The sequence below is a fragment of the Micromonospora sp. NPDC005174 genome, assembly GCF_040608495.1.
Lineage (GTDB): Bacteria > Actinomycetota > Actinomycetes > Mycobacteriales > Micromonosporaceae > Micromonospora.
In genome coordinates this window covers 219,050-234,781 of the sequence record NZ_JBEXIJ010000002.1, presented here as the reverse complement: position 1 = coordinate 234,781, position 15,732 = coordinate 219,050, and the positions used below count along the sequence as shown (strand labels likewise).

The 15,732-nt window shown below is 72.5% G+C and carries 22 protein-coding genes; 3 read left to right on the top strand and 19 right to left on the bottom strand.

Features of this window, described 5'->3' with window-relative positions; translation table 11 throughout:
• A partial coding sequence (locus ABZU91_RS03280) for a hypothetical protein (protein WP_355233370.1) occupies window positions 1–260 on the bottom strand: 260 nt, incomplete at its 3' end.
• 157 nt (window positions 261–417) lie between these two features.
• On the opposite strand from ABZU91_RS03280, the gene ABZU91_RS03275 reads away from it, so the two are divergent.
• A complete protein-coding gene (locus ABZU91_RS03275) occupies window positions 418–1,191 on the top strand; it encodes a DUF72 domain-containing protein (RefSeq protein ID WP_355233368.1) in 774 nt (257 codons plus the stop codon).
• A 7-nt stretch (window positions 1,192–1,198) separates the two neighbouring features.
• On the opposite strand, the gene ABZU91_RS03270 is transcribed toward ABZU91_RS03275, so the two are convergent.
• The 14 genes from ABZU91_RS03270 to ABZU91_RS03205 form a co-directional block, all read right to left on the bottom strand.
• Window positions 1,199–1,627 (bottom strand): DUF2267 domain-containing protein, encoded by a 429-nt coding sequence (locus tag ABZU91_RS03270; RefSeq protein WP_355233366.1) that lies wholly within the window; start codon window positions 1,625–1,627, stop codon window positions 1,199–1,201.
• Window positions 1,620–1,805: a hypothetical protein gene (locus ABZU91_RS03265; protein WP_355233364.1), complete on the bottom strand. Its 186-nt coding sequence runs from the start codon at window positions 1,803–1,805 to the stop codon at window positions 1,620–1,622. The genes ABZU91_RS03270 and ABZU91_RS03265 overlap by 8 nt, the downstream gene beginning before the upstream one ends.
• Before the next feature lie 111 nt (window positions 1,806–1,916).
• Window positions 1,917–2,111, bottom strand: a complete 195-nt coding sequence (locus tag ABZU91_RS03260; RefSeq protein WP_355233362.1) for a DUF397 domain-containing protein — start codon at window positions 2,109–2,111, stop codon at window positions 1,917–1,919.
• 203 nt (window positions 2,112–2,314) lie between these two features.
• Entirely contained in the window at window positions 2,315–2,470 is a 156-nt protein-coding gene (locus tag ABZU91_RS03255; protein ID WP_355233360.1) for a hypothetical protein, read from the bottom strand.
• A 104-nt stretch (window positions 2,471–2,574) separates the two neighbouring features.
• Entirely contained in the window at window positions 2,575–2,757 is a 183-nt protein-coding gene (locus ABZU91_RS03250) for a hypothetical protein (protein ID WP_355233358.1), read from the bottom strand.
• 122 nt (window positions 2,758–2,879) lie between these two features.
• Window positions 2,880–4,076, bottom strand: a complete 1,197-nt coding sequence (locus tag ABZU91_RS03245; RefSeq protein ID WP_355233356.1) for a helix-turn-helix transcriptional regulator — start codon at window positions 4,074–4,076, stop codon at window positions 2,880–2,882.
• Between the two features lie 178 nt (window positions 4,077–4,254).
• A complete protein-coding gene (locus ABZU91_RS03240) occupies window positions 4,255–5,124 on the bottom strand; it encodes a DUF72 domain-containing protein (protein ID WP_355233354.1) in 870 nt (289 codons plus the stop codon).
• Window positions 5,125–5,172: 48 nt separating this feature from the next.
• Complete coding sequence (locus ABZU91_RS03235; protein ID WP_355233352.1) at window positions 5,173–5,571, bottom strand: TraR/DksA C4-type zinc finger protein; 399 nt, start codon at window positions 5,569–5,571, stop codon at window positions 5,173–5,175.
• A 150-nt stretch (window positions 5,572–5,721) separates the two neighbouring features.
• Entirely contained in the window at window positions 5,722–6,357 is a 636-nt protein-coding gene (locus tag ABZU91_RS03230; RefSeq protein WP_355233350.1) for a uridine kinase, read from the bottom strand.
• A gap of 46 nt (window positions 6,358–6,403) precedes the next feature.
• Window positions 6,404–7,009 (bottom strand): winged helix-turn-helix domain-containing protein, encoded by a 606-nt coding sequence (locus ABZU91_RS03225; protein WP_355233348.1) that lies wholly within the window; start codon window positions 7,007–7,009, stop codon window positions 6,404–6,406.
• A gap of 260 nt (window positions 7,010–7,269) precedes the next feature.
• Window positions 7,270–7,848, bottom strand: a complete 579-nt coding sequence (locus tag ABZU91_RS03220; RefSeq protein WP_355233344.1) for a winged helix-turn-helix domain-containing protein — start codon at window positions 7,846–7,848, stop codon at window positions 7,270–7,272.
• A 51-nt stretch (window positions 7,849–7,899) separates the two neighbouring features.
• The gene (locus ABZU91_RS03215; RefSeq protein ID WP_355233342.1) at window positions 7,900–8,388 is read right to left on the bottom strand and encodes a rhodanese-like domain-containing protein; all 489 of its coding nucleotides are present in this window, start codon (window positions 8,386–8,388) and stop codon (window positions 7,900–7,902) included.
• A 37-nt stretch (window positions 8,389–8,425) separates the two neighbouring features.
• The gene (locus tag ABZU91_RS03210; RefSeq protein ID WP_355233340.1) at window positions 8,426–8,881 is read right to left on the bottom strand and encodes a cysteine dioxygenase family protein; all 456 of its coding nucleotides are present in this window, start codon (window positions 8,879–8,881) and stop codon (window positions 8,426–8,428) included.
• Window positions 8,882–8,987: 106 nt separating this feature from the next.
• A complete protein-coding gene (locus ABZU91_RS03205; protein ID WP_355233338.1) occupies window positions 8,988–9,365 on the bottom strand; it encodes a signal peptidase I in 378 nt (125 codons plus the stop codon).
• Between the two features lie 61 nt (window positions 9,366–9,426).
• On the opposite strand from ABZU91_RS03205, the gene ABZU91_RS03200 reads away from it, so the two are divergent.
• Window positions 9,427–9,819, top strand: coding sequence for an ankyrin repeat domain-containing protein (locus tag ABZU91_RS03200; RefSeq protein WP_355233336.1), 393 nt, complete (start codon window positions 9,427–9,429; stop codon window positions 9,817–9,819).
• Between the two features lie 15 nt (window positions 9,820–9,834).
• Window positions 9,835–10,785, top strand: a complete 951-nt coding sequence (locus ABZU91_RS03195; RefSeq protein WP_355233334.1) for a DUF3500 domain-containing protein — start codon at window positions 9,835–9,837, stop codon at window positions 10,783–10,785.
• 165 nt (window positions 10,786–10,950) lie between these two features.
• Here ABZU91_RS03195 and ABZU91_RS03190 read toward each other — a convergent pair whose 3' ends face one another.
• The 4 genes from ABZU91_RS03190 to secA2 all read right to left on the bottom strand — a co-directional run bounded on the left by ABZU91_RS03190 (window position 10,951) and on the right by secA2 (window position 15,706).
• Window positions 10,951–11,709 carry a class I SAM-dependent methyltransferase gene (locus ABZU91_RS03190; protein WP_355233332.1) on the bottom strand — a complete coding sequence of 253 codons (759 nt, stop codon included), beginning with the start codon at window positions 11,707–11,709 and terminating at the stop codon, window positions 10,951–10,953.
• A 166-nt stretch (window positions 11,710–11,875) separates the two neighbouring features.
• A complete protein-coding gene (locus ABZU91_RS03185; protein WP_355233330.1) occupies window positions 11,876–12,367 on the bottom strand; it encodes a DUF2231 domain-containing protein in 492 nt (163 codons plus the stop codon).
• Between the two features lie 129 nt (window positions 12,368–12,496).
• Window positions 12,497–13,237 (bottom strand): GAF and ANTAR domain-containing protein, encoded by a 741-nt coding sequence (locus ABZU91_RS03180; RefSeq protein ID WP_355233698.1) that lies wholly within the window; start codon window positions 13,235–13,237, stop codon window positions 12,497–12,499.
• A 177-nt stretch (window positions 13,238–13,414) separates the two neighbouring features.
• Window positions 13,415–15,706 (bottom strand): accessory Sec system translocase SecA2, encoded by a 2,292-nt coding sequence (gene secA2, locus ABZU91_RS03175; protein ID WP_355233328.1) that lies wholly within the window; start codon window positions 15,704–15,706, stop codon window positions 13,415–13,417.
• Window positions 15,707–15,732: the final 26 nt, after the last annotated feature.

Genomic DNA, 15,732 nt, shown 5'->3' with positions numbered 1-15,732 from the left:
GCGCCACCGTCGGCCGGACCCTCCGCGCCACCATCGGCGCCACCGTCCTGGTGACCCGGAGTCGCGCCACCGTCGGCCGGACCCTCCGCGCCACCATCGGCGCCACCGTCCTGGTGACCCGGAGTCGCGCCACCGTCGGCCGGACCCTCCGCGCCACCGTCCGCGCCACCGTCCTGGTGACCCGGGGTCGCACCGCCGTCGGCCGGGCCTTCCAGGCCGCCGCCGCCCGTGGTCTGCATGTCGTCGTCGTTGAGTGCCATCGGTACTCCCTCGGGTGTGCCGCCCCGCCGTACGCCGGGGTCCGTCGTGCTGCGGGTGGTACCCCACGCGCGATCTTCTCTAACCCACACCGTAGACGCCGAACCGGGACGACACGGTCGGTTCGCGGGCGGCGGCGGAGAGTGCCAGGATGGGGCGGTGATCCTGGTGGGTACGTCGGGCTGGCAGTACCGGGACTGGCGGGGTCGCTTCTACCCGCAGCCGCTGCCCCAGCGACTCTGGTTGGAGCACTTCGCGGCGGGCTTCGCCACCGTCGAGGTCAACAACGCGTTCTACCGGCTGCCCGAGCGCGAGACGTTCGCGGCGTGGCGGGAACGAACCCCGGCGGACTTCTGCGTGGCGGTGAAGATGAGCCGCTACCTCACCCACATCAAGCGTCTGCGCGAGCCGGCCGAGCCGGTGGCGCGGTTCCTCGGCCGGGCCACCGCCCTCGGTGACCGGCTCGGTCCGGTCCTGCTGCAACTGCCACCGAACCTGCGGGTGGACGTCGACGCGCTCGACGCGACACTGCGACTGTTCCCCGAGGGGGTGCGGGTGGCCGTCGAGCCCCGGCACCCGTCGTGGTGGACCGACGCCACCCGGGCCGTCCTGGAACGACGGCGGGCGGCGTTGGTCTGGGCGGATCGCCTCGGTCGTCCGGTCGCCCCGCGCTGGCGTACCACCGACTTCGGCTACCTGCGGCTGCACGAGGGCCGGGCCCGGCCGTGGCCGCACTACGGGCGTACCGCGCTCGGCTCGTGGGTCCGCCGGCTCGCCGACGCGTTCGGCGCGGACGAGCCGGCGTACGTCTACTTCAACAACGACCCCGGCGGCGCGGCCGTCACCGACGCCGTCACGTTCGCGGCGCTGGCCCGCGGGGCCGGCCACCCGGTGTCCCGGGTGCCGTCCCCGCCGGACAGCGCCGATCGGTGAGCCCGTCTCAGGGCAGCATCATCGCGAGGTCCTTGGGCATGGTGTCCTTCACGTCCTGCCACTCGCCCTGGGTGACGTGCCGACGCAGAGTGTCCAGCACCACCTGCGTCACCCGCTCCGCGCCGCCCTCGACGTCGTACGGGAAGCCCTGGCGGACCTCGTAGAGGAAGTCGTCGCGGTTGAGCTTGATCGGCACGTCGGACGGGTTCCAGCCGTCGAAGTAGATCCCCCGGACCAGCACGGGCAACTGCTGGGCGAACTCGACGCTCTCGTTGACCGCCAGCCGGTCGCGCAGCAGGTGCAGCACGGTACGCAGCGCGGCGTACGACTGGTTGCGCCGATCCTTCGGCCACCCGTAGGCGTCCTCGATGTCCTTGAGGATCAGGTTGGTCTTGTCCAGCGAACTCTCGAACGCGGAGATCATCGAGTCAGGCATCGGTCGACCCCCGATCCGTGCTCTCCCAGCGTCGCTCGTCGGTGCGTCGCGGTGGTCCCACCGGGCCGCGCCGGGCCCGCACCGGGCTGCCCTGCGGGGCGCGCCGGGCGTTGTCGGCCGTGCCAACCACGTGCAGGACGGCGCCACGCCGTCGATCCGTCACCACTCGAACCGTCATCCCCCGTCACCTCCGTGTCGTCTCCGGCCGTCGCACGGCCGTACCCACCGTGTCCACCCTGCCCGCCGGCTGGGTGAGCCGACCCCACCCGGATCGGGTGAGACAGCCCGGTCAATAGGTCTGACCTGAGCGGATGGAGTCGACGAACGCCGTCCATTCGTCCTTGTCGACGATGATTTGCTGGCTGGGCCGCCGCGAGCTGCGGATGATCCGGTTCAGGTCGGCGTCGATAGCCACCTCGACGCAGTTCGGGCCGGAGTTGTCACACCGGTTCGGACGTACGAACGTGGGCTTGTCCATATCCATCCCGCCTGCGTTTGACGGGTCGTCGGCGAGGGGTGGTCCGAGGTGCCACAGGTCGTGAGCGACCAACTGGCCGAACGCGTTCGCCCACAGCCAGCACCGCCCCCGAATGCGGCAGTGGGGACAGCCTCCGTCCACGAGGCGGTGCGCGATGATGGTCTGCCACCAACGAGAGGCGAGCGGGGCCGAAGGGATGAGGGGGGCGTTCACGGACGCTCACCGGCGGTGGCGGCAAGTACGTCGACGCTGACCAACAGCTCCCAGCAGAATGGCGCGGCGCAGTCCGCCGTGGGCCAACTGCACTCCGGGCCGTGCCCGTAAACCCAGGCAAAGCGCGGGTCGTGCGAGTCGTGGACGGACACGATGACGATGTCATGAAAGGTCTGGCCCTCGATGCCGGGACTCGGCTGCCACTGGGTGGGCCGCACCGACACTCGGGTGCCGGCAGCTGGATACCTGCGGGCGGTCACCGGGCGGGCCCGTCGTGGCCGCATGCGCGGCGGTGCGCCTGCGCGACGGACCGGGCGTGGGCCAGGAGCCGCTGCTTGGCCTTTGCCTGCTCGGCTGCCTGGATTCGCTGGCCGGTGCCGGGCAGGACGGGTGGTGGGGTGGGCGTGAGTAGCCGCCGAAGCCGCGGGACGATGTGCACGGTGTCGCCTCCCCAAATCGAGAGCGCGACGACGTCGCAGTCCCTTCGCGCCCAACTCGGTCACCAGGGACGCTATGTACGACTACGCAACGCGAGGGGGACGGACTATCCCCTGGGCACGGTTACCCCTCCACGCCAATAGCGAGGGCCAGCTCGCGCGCGTCCTCCCCTACCGTTCCGGGGCGCGAGGACAGCTCGAAGGAGGCGGTCCGCGAGTACGGGTTGTGTCGGACCGTGTCGACGCTCTCGCGGAGCGCGCGGCCGAGCAGGTGCACAGCGGCGACTTCCTCGCGGCGCAGCAGATGCGCCCGGGCCGCCTCGATCAGGTGGCCAGCGCGACGGGTACGCGACGGCAGCGCGGAGTAGTTCGTCGAGTCGGCGCGCCGCACAGCCTCCCCGGCGCGGCACAGATCCGTCTCCAGCGTCACCGCGTACGCGGAGCAGGCGGCAGGGCCGAACATGAGCCACGGGTGGACATAGCCGGCCCCTAGGCGGCTGGCGGCATCGTCAGCGGCGTCCCAGGCACGCCACGCCTGCCCGTCCCGACCGGCCTTCGCGTGGCCGAGCGCACGGCCCAGTTGAAGCTGGGCCCACCGTGCGTACTGCTCGGTGCCCGCCTCCCTGTCGACGAGCCGCTCCGCGTCGACGAGCACAAGCTCGGCCGCGTCGACCTGATTCGCCGACCGGTACACATGTGCGTAGTACCACGCCGCCGCCGCAATCGCGTTCGGGTCGTCGGCGTCCTGCGCGGCGCTCATGGCCCGGTCGGCGGCCAGCCAGACCAGCTCCGGGTAGGGCTGGTGAGCGAGGAACAGCTGGGCCAGGTGGTAGACGCGTGCCAGCTCGGCCAGCGCGGCGCGCCGGTCAGCGGCGTCGAGTCGTCTCGCCGAGCGGCGGGCGTCGTCGAGCAGCCCGGGCAAGACCGCAGCGACGGCGGTCCGCTCGGTGCTGGACCGGTGCCACAGCGTCCACGCCTGGTCGACCAGGCCGCGCAGGATGTCGACGGGCGTTGGTTCCCCGGCGGAGACGGAGGTGCGTTGCATGGCGGTCGCGACGCCGTCGACGGCCGGATGACCCGCCCGGGTGACCGACGCTACCGGCAGGGACTGATCGCCGGTCAACACGGCCAGGTCTGAAAGGTCGAGAACTTCGGCCAGGCGTAGCAGCATCGGCAGCCGGGGTGTGAGCAGGCGGCCGGACTCCAGCGCCTTGACCCAATCGGCGCTGCGACCGACGAGGCCACCGAGGACAACGCGGGTCTTGCCGGCGCGTTCGCGGTGGGCGCGTAGGCGGGCACCGAAGGATGTTGGCTCGGTCATAGCCGCTCCCAGGTAGAGGACTGGGCGGCGGCACCGCCGGCCTCTACACCAACGGGGCCGCCGCCTCCGACGGTACCGCTGGGCAGCGCGTCCGTCACGCTCCGCGCGGTCTCCGGACGGAGCGTGCCCGCACCTGGGGCAGCTGCACCAATCCCGATCCCGCCGACGCTCTCCGCGTTCAACCAGCCAGCAAGGCCTGCAACTGCTTGCCGTTCTCTTGCGCGTAGTCCCTATAACAATTGTTCATGAGCACGTGGGTCTCGCCTGCGGAGTCGGCCAGTTCGCGCAGCCTCGGCGCCCAGTCGGCCAGTTCCCGCTTGGGGTAGTGGTAGCCGAACTTCTCGTGGATGTCCTTGCTGGTCCACTTGTCGCTGTGGCCGTGGAAGCGCATCACGGCGAGGTCGCCGGTGGCGGCCAGCACCGGGGGCACCGACGAGCGGTGGCCCTGCGGCATGTCCACGCAGACGTACGACAGGTCGTGCTCGCGCAGGAAGGAGAGCGTCTCGTCGGCGTTGTCGCCGTCGAACCAGGACGCGTGGCGGAACTCGTACACCGGGCGCAGCGGAGCGCAGCGCTTCGCCACCTCCAGCAGGTACTGCTTGTTGGCCCGCTTGATCGTGAACCAGGGCGGGAACTGGAACAGCAAAGCGCCCAACTTGCCCGCCTCGACCAGCGGGTCCAGCGCCGACAGGAAGCGCGTCCACACCTCCTCGTACGCCTGCGCGGGCAGGTCGTCGGGGTAGACGTTCTTCTTGTCCGTCTCCGGACGCAGGTCCTTGTAGAGCGCGCTGACCCGGGTGGGATGACCGGTCAACAGGCTGAACGCCTTGATGTTGAACGTGAACCCGTCCGGCGTGCGGTCGACCCAGAGGCGTGCGGTCGACTCGGCGGGCGGCGAGTAGTAGGTCGCGTCCACCTCGACCAGCGGGAACTGCCGGGCGTAGTACGCCAGGCGTTTCTCCGGGTTGTCCGCCGTCTGGGGATACCAGCCCGAGTCGAGCAGTGTGCGGTCGGTCCAGGACGCGGTGCCCACCAGGATGTCACCCATGGATGCAGTCCATCGTGTCGAAGACCGACCGGCAACCGCTGCCGTCGCTCAGGCGGCCCGCCGCTCGCGGGTCTGCTTGCAGGTCACACAGGTGGTGGCGGCCGGGAAGATCTCCAGCCGCTCGACCGGGATCGCCGCCGAGCAGCCCTCGCACCAGCCGTACGTACCCTCGGCGAGGCGACCCAGGGCGTGCTCGTACTGGGCGCGCCGGTCGAGGATCGTCCGCAGCAGCGACTGGGCGGTGTCCCGCTCGGCCGTCTTGGTGCCACTGTCGGCCTGGTCGTCGCCGGCGGTGTCGCCGACCTCCACCAGACGCAGCACCTGGCTCTGCAGCAGGGCCTGGTCGTACTCGGCGGTCAACTCGTCGTAGCGCGCCTGCAGGGAGTGCCGGATCTGGTCGGTCTCCGTCTGGGATCGGCCGGTGCCGACCGTGTCGTGGACGAGCATCGCTGCCTGCCTTTCCTGGCCTGTGGTTCACGTGAACCGGGTCCGGCGGCGTGGTGCCCCGGTAGCGGTCGCATGCGGTGCGCGAGCGGTCACCCGCGCTCTGTGAGCCGGGCGAGTACCCGCCGAACCCGGCGTGCAAACGGGCGAATCTCAGCCCTCGACGAGCGCGGGGTGGCGGGGGTCGTCGGCGCGTACGACCACGTCGGCGAAGCTGGCGGGAATTACCTCCTCCGCGTAGCGGTCGAAGGCCGGCAGGGTCCACTCCCGGGCAGGTTCGGTGCGGCGGCGCAGCGCCGCCGCGGACACCTGGAGGTGGACGCTCACGTCGAACGGCAGCGCGCCGCCGAGCAGGAGCGCGCCGCTGACCAGGACCACGCCGCCCGGCGGCAGATCGACGTACGCGGCGCGGCTGGCCCGGTCGGCGGTGGAGTCCCACAGCGACGGCAGTACCCGCCCGTCGCCGCCGGGACCGGCCGGGTCGAGGACCTCGCGTCGTAGGCCGGTCTCGTCGATCCAGCCCTCGTAGTAGGCGTCCGGGTTGGTGCGACCGAGTTCGAAGCGCAGCGACGCGGGGCGGAGGAAGTCGGCGGCGCGTACGTGCAGGACCGGGCGGCCCCGGGCGCGCAGCGGGTCGATCAGCGCGGCGGCCAGCTCGTCCGGGCCGGCAGCCGGAGCGCCGTCGACCGCCACGCGCAGCCGGGCGGGTTCGACGGTGGTCGAGGCGTCGGCCAGCCGGCCGGTCAGCTCGGCGACGAGCAGGTCGGGCGAGATGGGACGGATGCGCACCGGTCCATCCTGCCCCGCCCGGCACGGACGGGCGGTGGTGGCCGGGTCAGCTGGTGCGGTCGACGGTGACGCGCGCGTCGTCGGCCAGCCGGTAACCCACCCCGTAGACGGTGGTGACCAGGGGCACGTCCACGCCGACCTTGCCGCGCAGACGGCGCACGTGCACGTCGACGGTGCGGACACCGGCGTGCTCGTAGCCCCAGACGGCGTTGAGCAGTTGCAGGCGGGTGAAGACGCGACGCGGGTGGGCGACCAGGTGCAGCAGCAGGTCGAACTCCAGGCGGGTCAGGGGCAGCGGCTCGTCGTCCCGCAGCACCGAACGGGACGACGCGAGGATGTGCAGGGAGGGGATCGTCGGAGTGAGGGCGCGCACGGGTGCTCGGTTGGCGGGCACGCCGTCGGCGCGACGCTCCGCCGGAGCGGAGCTGGTGATCACGCCCTCGCCGCGTTCGAGCAGCTCGCGGGCGGCCTCCAGCAGCCGTCGGGCCGGCGGTGTCAGCGAATCCTCGCAGGTCAGCGGGATGGACAGCGTCACGGTGAGCACGGGCGCGGGGGTGTTCGCCGGGCGGCGTTGACCGCCGGGAGGTCGGCCGGGCACCGCGGGTTGGGACGTATGCCATCCGGCGCGCGACGAGGCGGGGCTGACCGACATGGTCCTCCTTGGGCTGGTCCGGGTATCTCCCCACGGCCCGGGACGCCGCTTCGTCGATGCTTCCCGGCGTGCGGGCGAGGGTCAAGAGGCGGCTGCGTTGCATGAATGTGACAATTGACGAACGCATCGGAGCCGGGTGCTCGCTCTGCGTACGAAGTCAGATGATTACAGCAGAGCCACCCAGATGCCCCGTTACGGGGGTCCCCGTCCTGTTCACCATGTCGTTGCCGTCGCCTCCGGACCGGCCGCCCGGCCGCCGTTCAGCGGGTGTGGTCGACGCTGATCCGCGCCTCGTCACCCAGCCGGTATCCCACCCCGTAGACGGTCGTGATCACCTCCGCGCCGACGAGCTTGGCGCGCAGCCGCCGGACGTGCACGTCCACCGTCCGGGCGACCGCGTGCTCGTAGCCCCAGACGTTCGACAGCAGCTGGAGGCGGGTGAAGACCCGGTGCGGACGCTCGGCGAGGAAGAGCAGCAGGTCGTACTCGATGCGGGTGAGGGCGACCATCCGGCCGCCCTGGCGGACCGTCCGCGAGCCGGCCAGGATGCGGACGTCGGTCGGGTCGGTGTCGGCGGTGACCACCGCGGGCGGCTCGACGGCGGCGGTCAGGGCGAGCGGTCGCGGCGTCGGCGATACGTCGTCGGCCGAGCCCAGCCGCCCCTCCCCGGACTCGGCCAGTTCGCCGAGCAACTGCACCAGCCGGGCCAGCCGTGGGCTCATCGGTCCGGGAGCCAGGTCGAGGGTGATGGTCAGGGTCGGGCCGGTGCGCGGGCGGCCGACGGCCCGTCCCGGGTGCGCGGGCGAGTAGGGACGGGTGGGGATCGCGACGACGGACATCGTGCCTCCTGAGATGGCGGTACGCCCGCCACGCCCGGTGCGGCGTGGGGGTCAGCGGCGCGCCCAGCCGGCGGTGACCGGGGGCGCGAGGGGGGTTGCGCGGTGCAGCGGGGTCGGGCCGAGCGCCGGCAGGCCGGCGATGCGCCAGGCGGCGAACCCGCCGTCGACGTCGGTGGCCCGGCGCAGGCCGATGTCCTGCAACGCGGCGGCGGCCAGCGAGGAGGTGTAGCCCTCCTGGCAGAGGATCACCACCGGCACGTTGTAGTCGACCGCCTCCGGCAGCCGGGCCGGGCAGCGCGGGTCGAAGCGCCACTCCAGCACGTTGCGCTCGACCGTGAGCGCGCCGGGCACGACGCCGTGCGCGGCGCGCTGGGCCGCCGGCCGGATGTCGACCAGCAGGGCCCCGGCACGGTACGCCAGGTGCGCCCGCTCGGGGTCCAGCCGGTCGAGCCGGGCTCGCGCGGCGGCCAGGATCTCGTCGATACCCCGGGAGCCCGGCGGTGGCACGGGCGCCGGACAGTGCTCGGCGGTGAGCTGCATTATCGATTCCTTCCGGTGACGAGAGGGTCGGGGCGATTCACCAGGACCGGCCGGCCTCGGCGACCTCGGCGGCGCGCAGCCGCCCGTCGAGGAGGTCGTAGCGGGTCATCCGGCGCAACGCCGGCCGGTAGACGTGCACGCTGACGGCCGGCTCCGCGCCACGGTTGGTGACCCGGTGCACGTGCCGTGCGCCGAAACGACGGCCGACGCCGGCGGGCAGCACGTGCGGCAGCAGCCGTCCACGGCTGACCGTCTCCTCGGTGAGGGCACCGGCCACCACCCGGAACGCGCCGGCGGAGCCGCCGTGGTCGTGCAGGTCGGTGCCCTGGCCGGGCAGCCAGCTCAGCGCCCACACCTCGTGGTCGTCGGCGCTGGCGAGCCGGGCGTACCAGCGCTCGCTCGGGTCGAAGCGCAGCGGGACCGGCCAACCGCTCGGGTCGGCCCACCGGGCGGCGACGGCGAGCAGGTCGGTGGCCGGGTGATCGTGAGTCATCGGTGGTTCCTCGCGGATCGTTGCGTGGGGTGCCCCCGTACTCTAGCCGGCAAAGCCTATAGGTTTAGTAGGTAATTCCACATGCCGGGACTCCAGTCGCGTCCCCTCAGCGCAGGACCGGCGGCTCCACCCGGTAACCCGGCAGCGACGGCCACCGGACGGTCAGCACCACCGACGCCCGCTCCGCGTACCAGGAGTGGTCCATCCCCCGCGCCCACACCACGTAGTCGCCACGGGCGGCCAACCGGACCGTCCGGTCCGGCAACTCCACCCGGAAGCACCCGTCGACGAGCACCAGCAGGGTCGTCCGGCGCTCACCCGTCGCCCACCGCGACCGGGCCTGCCCGGGCGGGTGCACGCCCCACTTCACCTCGACCTCGGTGCTGTGCCGGATCTCGCCCGGCGGCGCGAAGTGCCCGAGCAGCCAGCCGCCGTCGCCGATCCCGTCGACGTCCGCGTTGCCCACGTAGACCGTCTCACCCATCGGGCCTCCCCCACGTGCCGGCCGAGCAACCTATCAAGGCTGCGGCGACTAGCCTGAACCGGTGACCGACGACCTCGACGCCGAGACCCTGGCGTTCGCGCACCGGATGTTCGACCTCGCACGCGCGGGCGAGGCCGAGGAACTGGCCGCCCAGGTGGACGCCGGCCTGCCGGTCAACCTGACCAACGACAAGGGCGACACCCTGCTGATCCTGGCCGCCTACCACTCCCACCCCGACACGGTGGCCGCGCTGCTGGCCCGCGACGCGGACCACACCCGCACCAACGACCGGGGGCAGAGCGCCCTCGCCGCCGCGGTCTTCCGCAGCAGCGCCGACTCCGTCCGCGCGCTCCTCGCCGCCGGGGCCGACCCGGCGTACGGCAACCCCTCGGCGCTCGAGACCGCGCAGTTCTTCGACCTGCCGGAGATGGTACGGCTGCTGCGGGCCGGCTGACGGTATACAGGGACGGTGGAAGATCCCCTGCCCGAACAGATGCGTGCCGCCGCCACCGCCCTGCTGACCGCGCTCGACCCCGCGACCCGCGTCGCCGCCGCGTACCCGTTCGACGACGAGCCGTCCCGGCGCTGGCTCGAGTACCGGCCGCGCCCCCGCCCCGGCGCCTGCCTCGCCGACCTGGACATCGCCGGGCGCAAGGCCGCGCACCGGCTGCTGGCCACCGCGCTCAGCCCGTCGGCGTACGCCCAGGCGATGGCGATCGTCGCGCTCGAGGAGGTCCTGGACCGGGCCGAGGGCTGGCGTCGCGGACGGCACAGCGGCGACTACTGGATCGCCGTGTTCGGCGATCCGGCGCGCGACGACCGCTGGGCATGGCGGCTCGAGGGGCACCACCTGTCGGTCACCATGACCATCGTGGACGACCAGGTCTCCCCCGCGCCGGTCTTCTTCGGCGCCAACCCGGCCGCGGTGCGCTACGCCGGGCGCGCCGTCTCCCGACCGCTCGGCGTCGAGGAAGATCTGGGCCGAGCCCTGCTGGACGCGCTGGGGCCGGGCGGGCGAGCCGCCGCCATCGTCGCCGACGAGGCGCCGACGGACATCATCAGCGCCACCCGCGCCCGGGTCGACGGCCCGCTCGAACCGCTCGGCGTACCCGCCGACCGGCTCGGTCCCACCGGCCGGGCACTACTCGACCAGGTCGTCGCGCTCTACCTGGACCGGCTGCCGCCCGAGCTGGCCGTACGCGAGGCCACCCGCCTCGCCGGTGGCCAACTGCACTTCGCCTGGGCCGGCCCGACCCGCCCCGGCCAGCGGCACTACTACCGGGTGCAGGGCGACGACCTGCTGATCGAGTACGACAACACCAGCGACGACGGCAACCACGCGCACACCGTGCTGCGCCGCCCCGCCAGCGACTTCGGCGCCGACATCCTGGCCACCCACCACCAGACCCACCCCCACTAACCCCCGCCCCACCCCCGCCCCCCGGGGCCCGTCCCCGCTCCCCCCGCGTCGATCTTGCGGTTGCTGTGGCGACTAAAGGTGTTGATGGGGCAAAACGGCGACAGTAAGTGCAAGATCGACGCGGGATTGGGGGGCGGGGAGGAGCGCGGAGGGTGGGGTGGGGGGTTAGGGGTGGGTTGCTTCGATGAGGAACCGTTGGGCTTGGGCGACGAAGGGGCCCTCATCGACGATGCGGCGGTGCAGGGCGAGCAGGGGCTCGCGGTGACGGTCCACGGTGAACCCGGGCGCGGTCCAGACCACCTTGCGCAGGAACCAGACCACCGCGCCGATGTCGTGAAAGACCGCGCGCAGCGTGGCCTGGCGCAGGTCCACCACCCGCAGGCCCGCCGCCTCGGCGGAAGCCACCGCGTCCTCGGGGTGCCGGCTGTCCGGTGGGGGCAGCGGGCCGAGGATCGCCTCGCTCAACTCGCGCATGGTGCCCGGCCCGATCTGCTGCGACAGGTACGTTCCCCCGGGGCGCAGCACCCGTGCCGTGTCCGCCCAGTCGGTGCGAACCGGGTGGCGGCTGACCACCAGGTCGAAGGATCCGTCCCGGAACGGCAGTGCCGAGTCCGGTGCGACGGCCACCACTGTCGCACCGAGCGGGCGCAGGTTGCGTCGTGCCACCAGGACGTTCGGCGGCCACGCCTCGGTGGCCACCAGCACCGTCGGCGACTGCGGGATCTCGGCCAGCACCTCGCCGCCGCCGGTGTCCACGTCGAGCGCGGCATCGGCGCGACCCATCCGGTCGGCGACGAGCCGGGCGTACCCCCAGGGTGGACGTTCCTCGGTGGCCCGGCCGGCCAGCCACCCGAAACCCCAGCCGTCGACGGGCGCGGCGGCGGCCTCCGCGATCAGTTCCTCGGCGGTACGCGCGTCGGTCACGGCGATCAGCCTCGTCGGCCCGCCACCCGAGCGGCAATCCATTTACCCCGCACGTGATCGACTCGCGTTCCTGCAAGCCGTCCTGTCATCGAGCCGCCGACGCCCCGTTATTCCCGAGACCGAGTCGATCACGCGAACCGGAGAGGGCGACGCGGCACGGGCCTGGTCACGGGTGGGGGCGGACGACCTCGACAGTGCCTCCGGCGAGCGCGTCCAGGCTGCCGGTCTCGGCGCGACCGGCGTCGAACTGACGCATGAGCCGTGCGCCCAGGTACACACCGACCCCGCCGGCGGCCAGCGCGACCAGCTCGGTGGCCACGATCGCCGCCGTCGCGCCCCGAGCCGGCGAGTGGGCACGGACCAGGCTGCTGATCAGGAACAGACCCGCCATGGCCGCGTTGACCACGTTGAAGGCGATGGCGGTACGGCGGGTTCCGTCGACCGGCACGTCCCACAGATCGGCCATTCCCGCGATCGCCGTCATGGCGGCGGCGAAGAGGGCCGCGACGCCGGTCCAGTAGCCGACCTCGCCGAGGAAGACCGGTCCGCCCGCGACGTCGGTGAGGTCGAAGACCGTGGCGCTGACGAAGAGCCCGAGCGGGAACGTCACCAACATCGGTTGGATGGGGTGCCCCTGCACCCGCAGCCGGCTCTGCATCGGTCCTCCCCAGGTTCGAGCACACTCCACCAGTAGCAGAGTGCTACCCGAGCCCTCGTCGGGCGAAACGACAGCGCCCGACTCGCCGCCGAGCGGGAGAACGGGCACCCGCCCGCACCGACGGGCCGGTCAGCTCTCGCGGGGGCGGGAAACCGTCCGGACGAGGCGTTCGGCCACCTCACGCAGCGGGATGTCCAGCGACGAGGCGGCGGTGCGCAGCACGTCGAGGGCCTCTGCCGGTGGGCACCCACGCTGCGTCATGATCACGCCGATCGCCTGGCCGACGACGCCGTCGTGCAGGAGCGAGGCGTCCCGCTCACCGGCGAGCACCTGCTGGCGGCGCCGATCGCGGACGGCGGCCAGCAGCAGGCCGGCGTGCTCGGCGAGCAGCATCGCGGTGAGCTGGTGCTGCGGGGTGAGGACGTCGGGCGCGGCGGCGTACAGGTTGATCGACCCGACCACCTGGTCGTCGATGTCCACCGGCGCGCAGATCACCCCGCGCACACCGAGGTCGCGGGCGTGGGGCGTCCAGGCCGGCCACCGCGACTCGCCGCCGAGGTCGACCGCGAGGATCATCTCGCGCCGTCGGATCGCGCTCATCGCCGGCGAGTCGGGCCCGTGTCGCAGGTCGTCGAGGCCGGCCATCTGCTCGTCGGAGGCGGCAACGCCGGCCGGCTCGCCGGCCCGCAGTGCGGTGAACCCGCACCAGCGCACCCCGGCCACCGCGTCGCGGGTGACCCGGACCAGCGCCAGCAGCGCCTCATCGAAATCGGTCAGCGCGATCAGGCTGGCGGTCAGCTCCCGCAACAGCGCGGCAGTTTCCAGCACACCGAGTCGCTCGACCACCGGCTCCCGCGTGTCCAGGTTCACCGTCGCACTGCCCTCGTAGACCCTCGCGCGCATCCCGCCGACATCGTCACGTGTGCCATCGTCTGCTCTCTCCCGCTTGACCGACCCGCCCTACTACCCTCGCAAACCGGGATCGAAACGGCGCAAGGAGGGGCCTCTGCCTACCCGGAGGTAGCGGCAGAGGCCCCGCGAGCCAGGTCAGCGCGACGCGCCGCTGAGCCGCCGACCGATCGAGGCGATCAGCCGGTCGAGCTCCGAACCGAACGGGTTGTCGTGCACCAGGTACGTCCAGGTGGCCGTCGGACGCACCAGGGTGCCGTCCTCGGGCTGCCAATCCTCGTCGAACTCGGTCTCGGTGAACGTGGCGATGGTACGCGCCTCGATCTCCGGGACGAGGTTGTTGAACGCCGGCACCGCCGCGCGGTGGAACTCGTCCAGCGGGTCGAGACGCCCCAGGGCACGCAGGTGTACGCCCTCGCGGACCTCGGACAGCTCGGCCAGGTGCTCGGCCCAGAGCCGGTCCAGGTGGAACAGCGCGATCGACCGGGCTGCCCGGGCGAGCAGGTCCTCGTCCATCTCGCCGGCCTTCTCGGGCATCTTGTCCAGCAGCATCAGCGCGGCCACGTCACTGGTCAGCAGCCGCTCCCGCCGTGCGGCGAGGGCGTTGCGCTGCTGCTCGATCACCACGCTGTAGCGCCAGGTGTTGCGGTGGATCTCGTGGTTGACGCCCTCGGCGACCCGCTGGGCGTGCTCGACCGCGTAGTCGACCTGCTCGTCGGTGACCAGGCCGTCCGCGTTCATCCGCGGCGACGGGGGCACCGCGTCGGCGGCGTGCCGCACGACCAGGTCGTCCTCCAGGCTGACGAAGAAGACCGAGCCGCCCGGGTCGCCCTGGCGGCCGGCGCGACCGCGCAGCTGGTCGTCGACGCGGCGGCTGTCGTGCCGGCCGCTGCCGATCACGTAGAGGCCACCCAGCTCGGCCACCCGGTCGCGATCGGTCTGGTCGCTGCCGCCGAGGCGGATGTCGACGCCCCGGCCGGCCATCTGGGTGGAGACCGTCACCGCGCCGTACGCGCCGGCCTCGGCGATGATCGCCGCTTCCTCGTCGTCGTTCTTGGCGTTCAGCACCACGCAGGACACGCCGGCCGCGTTGAGGCCGGCGGCCAGCGCCTCGGACTCCTTGACGTCCAGGGTGCCGACCAGCACCGGCCGCCCGGCGTCGTGGCAGCGGCGGATCTCGTCGATCAGCGCCTCGTCCTTCTCGGCGCGGGTGGCGTAGATCCGGTCCTGCTCGTCCTCGCGGACGCACGGGGTGTTCGGCGGGATCACCGCGACCTCGAGGTTGAAGAACTCCCGCAACTGGTCGCCGACGAGCACCGCGGTGGCGGTCATGCCGCACACCTTCGGGTAGAGCGCGATGAACGCCTGCACGGCGATGGTGCCCAGCACCTCGCCCTCGGCGGTGGCGTCCAGGCCCTCCTTGGCCTCGACCGCGGCCTGGAGCCCGTCGGGCCAGCGGCGGCGCTGGGCCACCCGGCCGCGCATCTCGTCGATCAGCTCGACGGAGCCGTCCCGGACGATGTAATCCACGTCCCGGTGCAGCAGGGTCTGGGCGTGCAACGCCACGTGGACCGCGGAGAGCTGCTCGACGTGCTCCTCGTCGTACAGGTCGATGCCGAGCTTGGCCTCGACGGCGGCCAGGCCGGCGGAGGTGAACGCCACGCTGCGCCCGTCCTCGGCGATCGTGTAGTGCCGGCCCTTGCGCAGGCCGCGCACCAGCCCGGCGGCGGCGTGCACCGGGTCCTGCTCGCCCGGCACCGCGCCGGCGAGGACCATCGGCACCCGGGCCTCGTCGATCATGATCGAGTCGGCCTCGTCGATGATCGCGGTGGTCAGCACCGGCTGCACGCGGTCGGCCACGTCGGTGACGAGCTGGTCGCGCAGGTAGTCGAAGCCCGCCTCGCTGACCGAGACGTAGGTGACGTCGCAGGAGTACGCGTCGCGCCGCTCCTGCGGGGTGGACGCCTCGTTGACCCAGCCGACGGTCAGGCCGAGCAGCCGGTAGACGGGCTCCATCCACTGGGCGTCACGGCGGGCCAGGTAGTCGTTGACGGTGAGCACGTGCACCGGCCCGTTGCCGAGCCGGACGTGCCCGTACGCGGCGATGGTGGCGGTCAGGGTCTTGCCCTCACCGGTGGCCATCTCGGCGACCTTGCCGGAGAGCAGCGCCATCGCGCCGAGCAGCTGCACGTCGTACGGCCGCTGGTCGAGGCCCCGGCGGGCGGCCTCGCGGCCGACGGCGCAAATCTCCTCGTAGCCGGTGGCGGCACCGGCGGCCTCGGTCAGCTCGGCGTCGTCCAGCGCCGCGAGGTCATCCTCGCGCGCCTCGATCGCCGGCAGCAGCTTCTCCAGCGGAGCAAGATCCACGGTTGATCCCGGGCGCTGGAGGAAACGCCGGAACTTGCTCTTGAACCGTTGCGACACACCCATGAGCGGCAACGGTACGCGATTCTGGC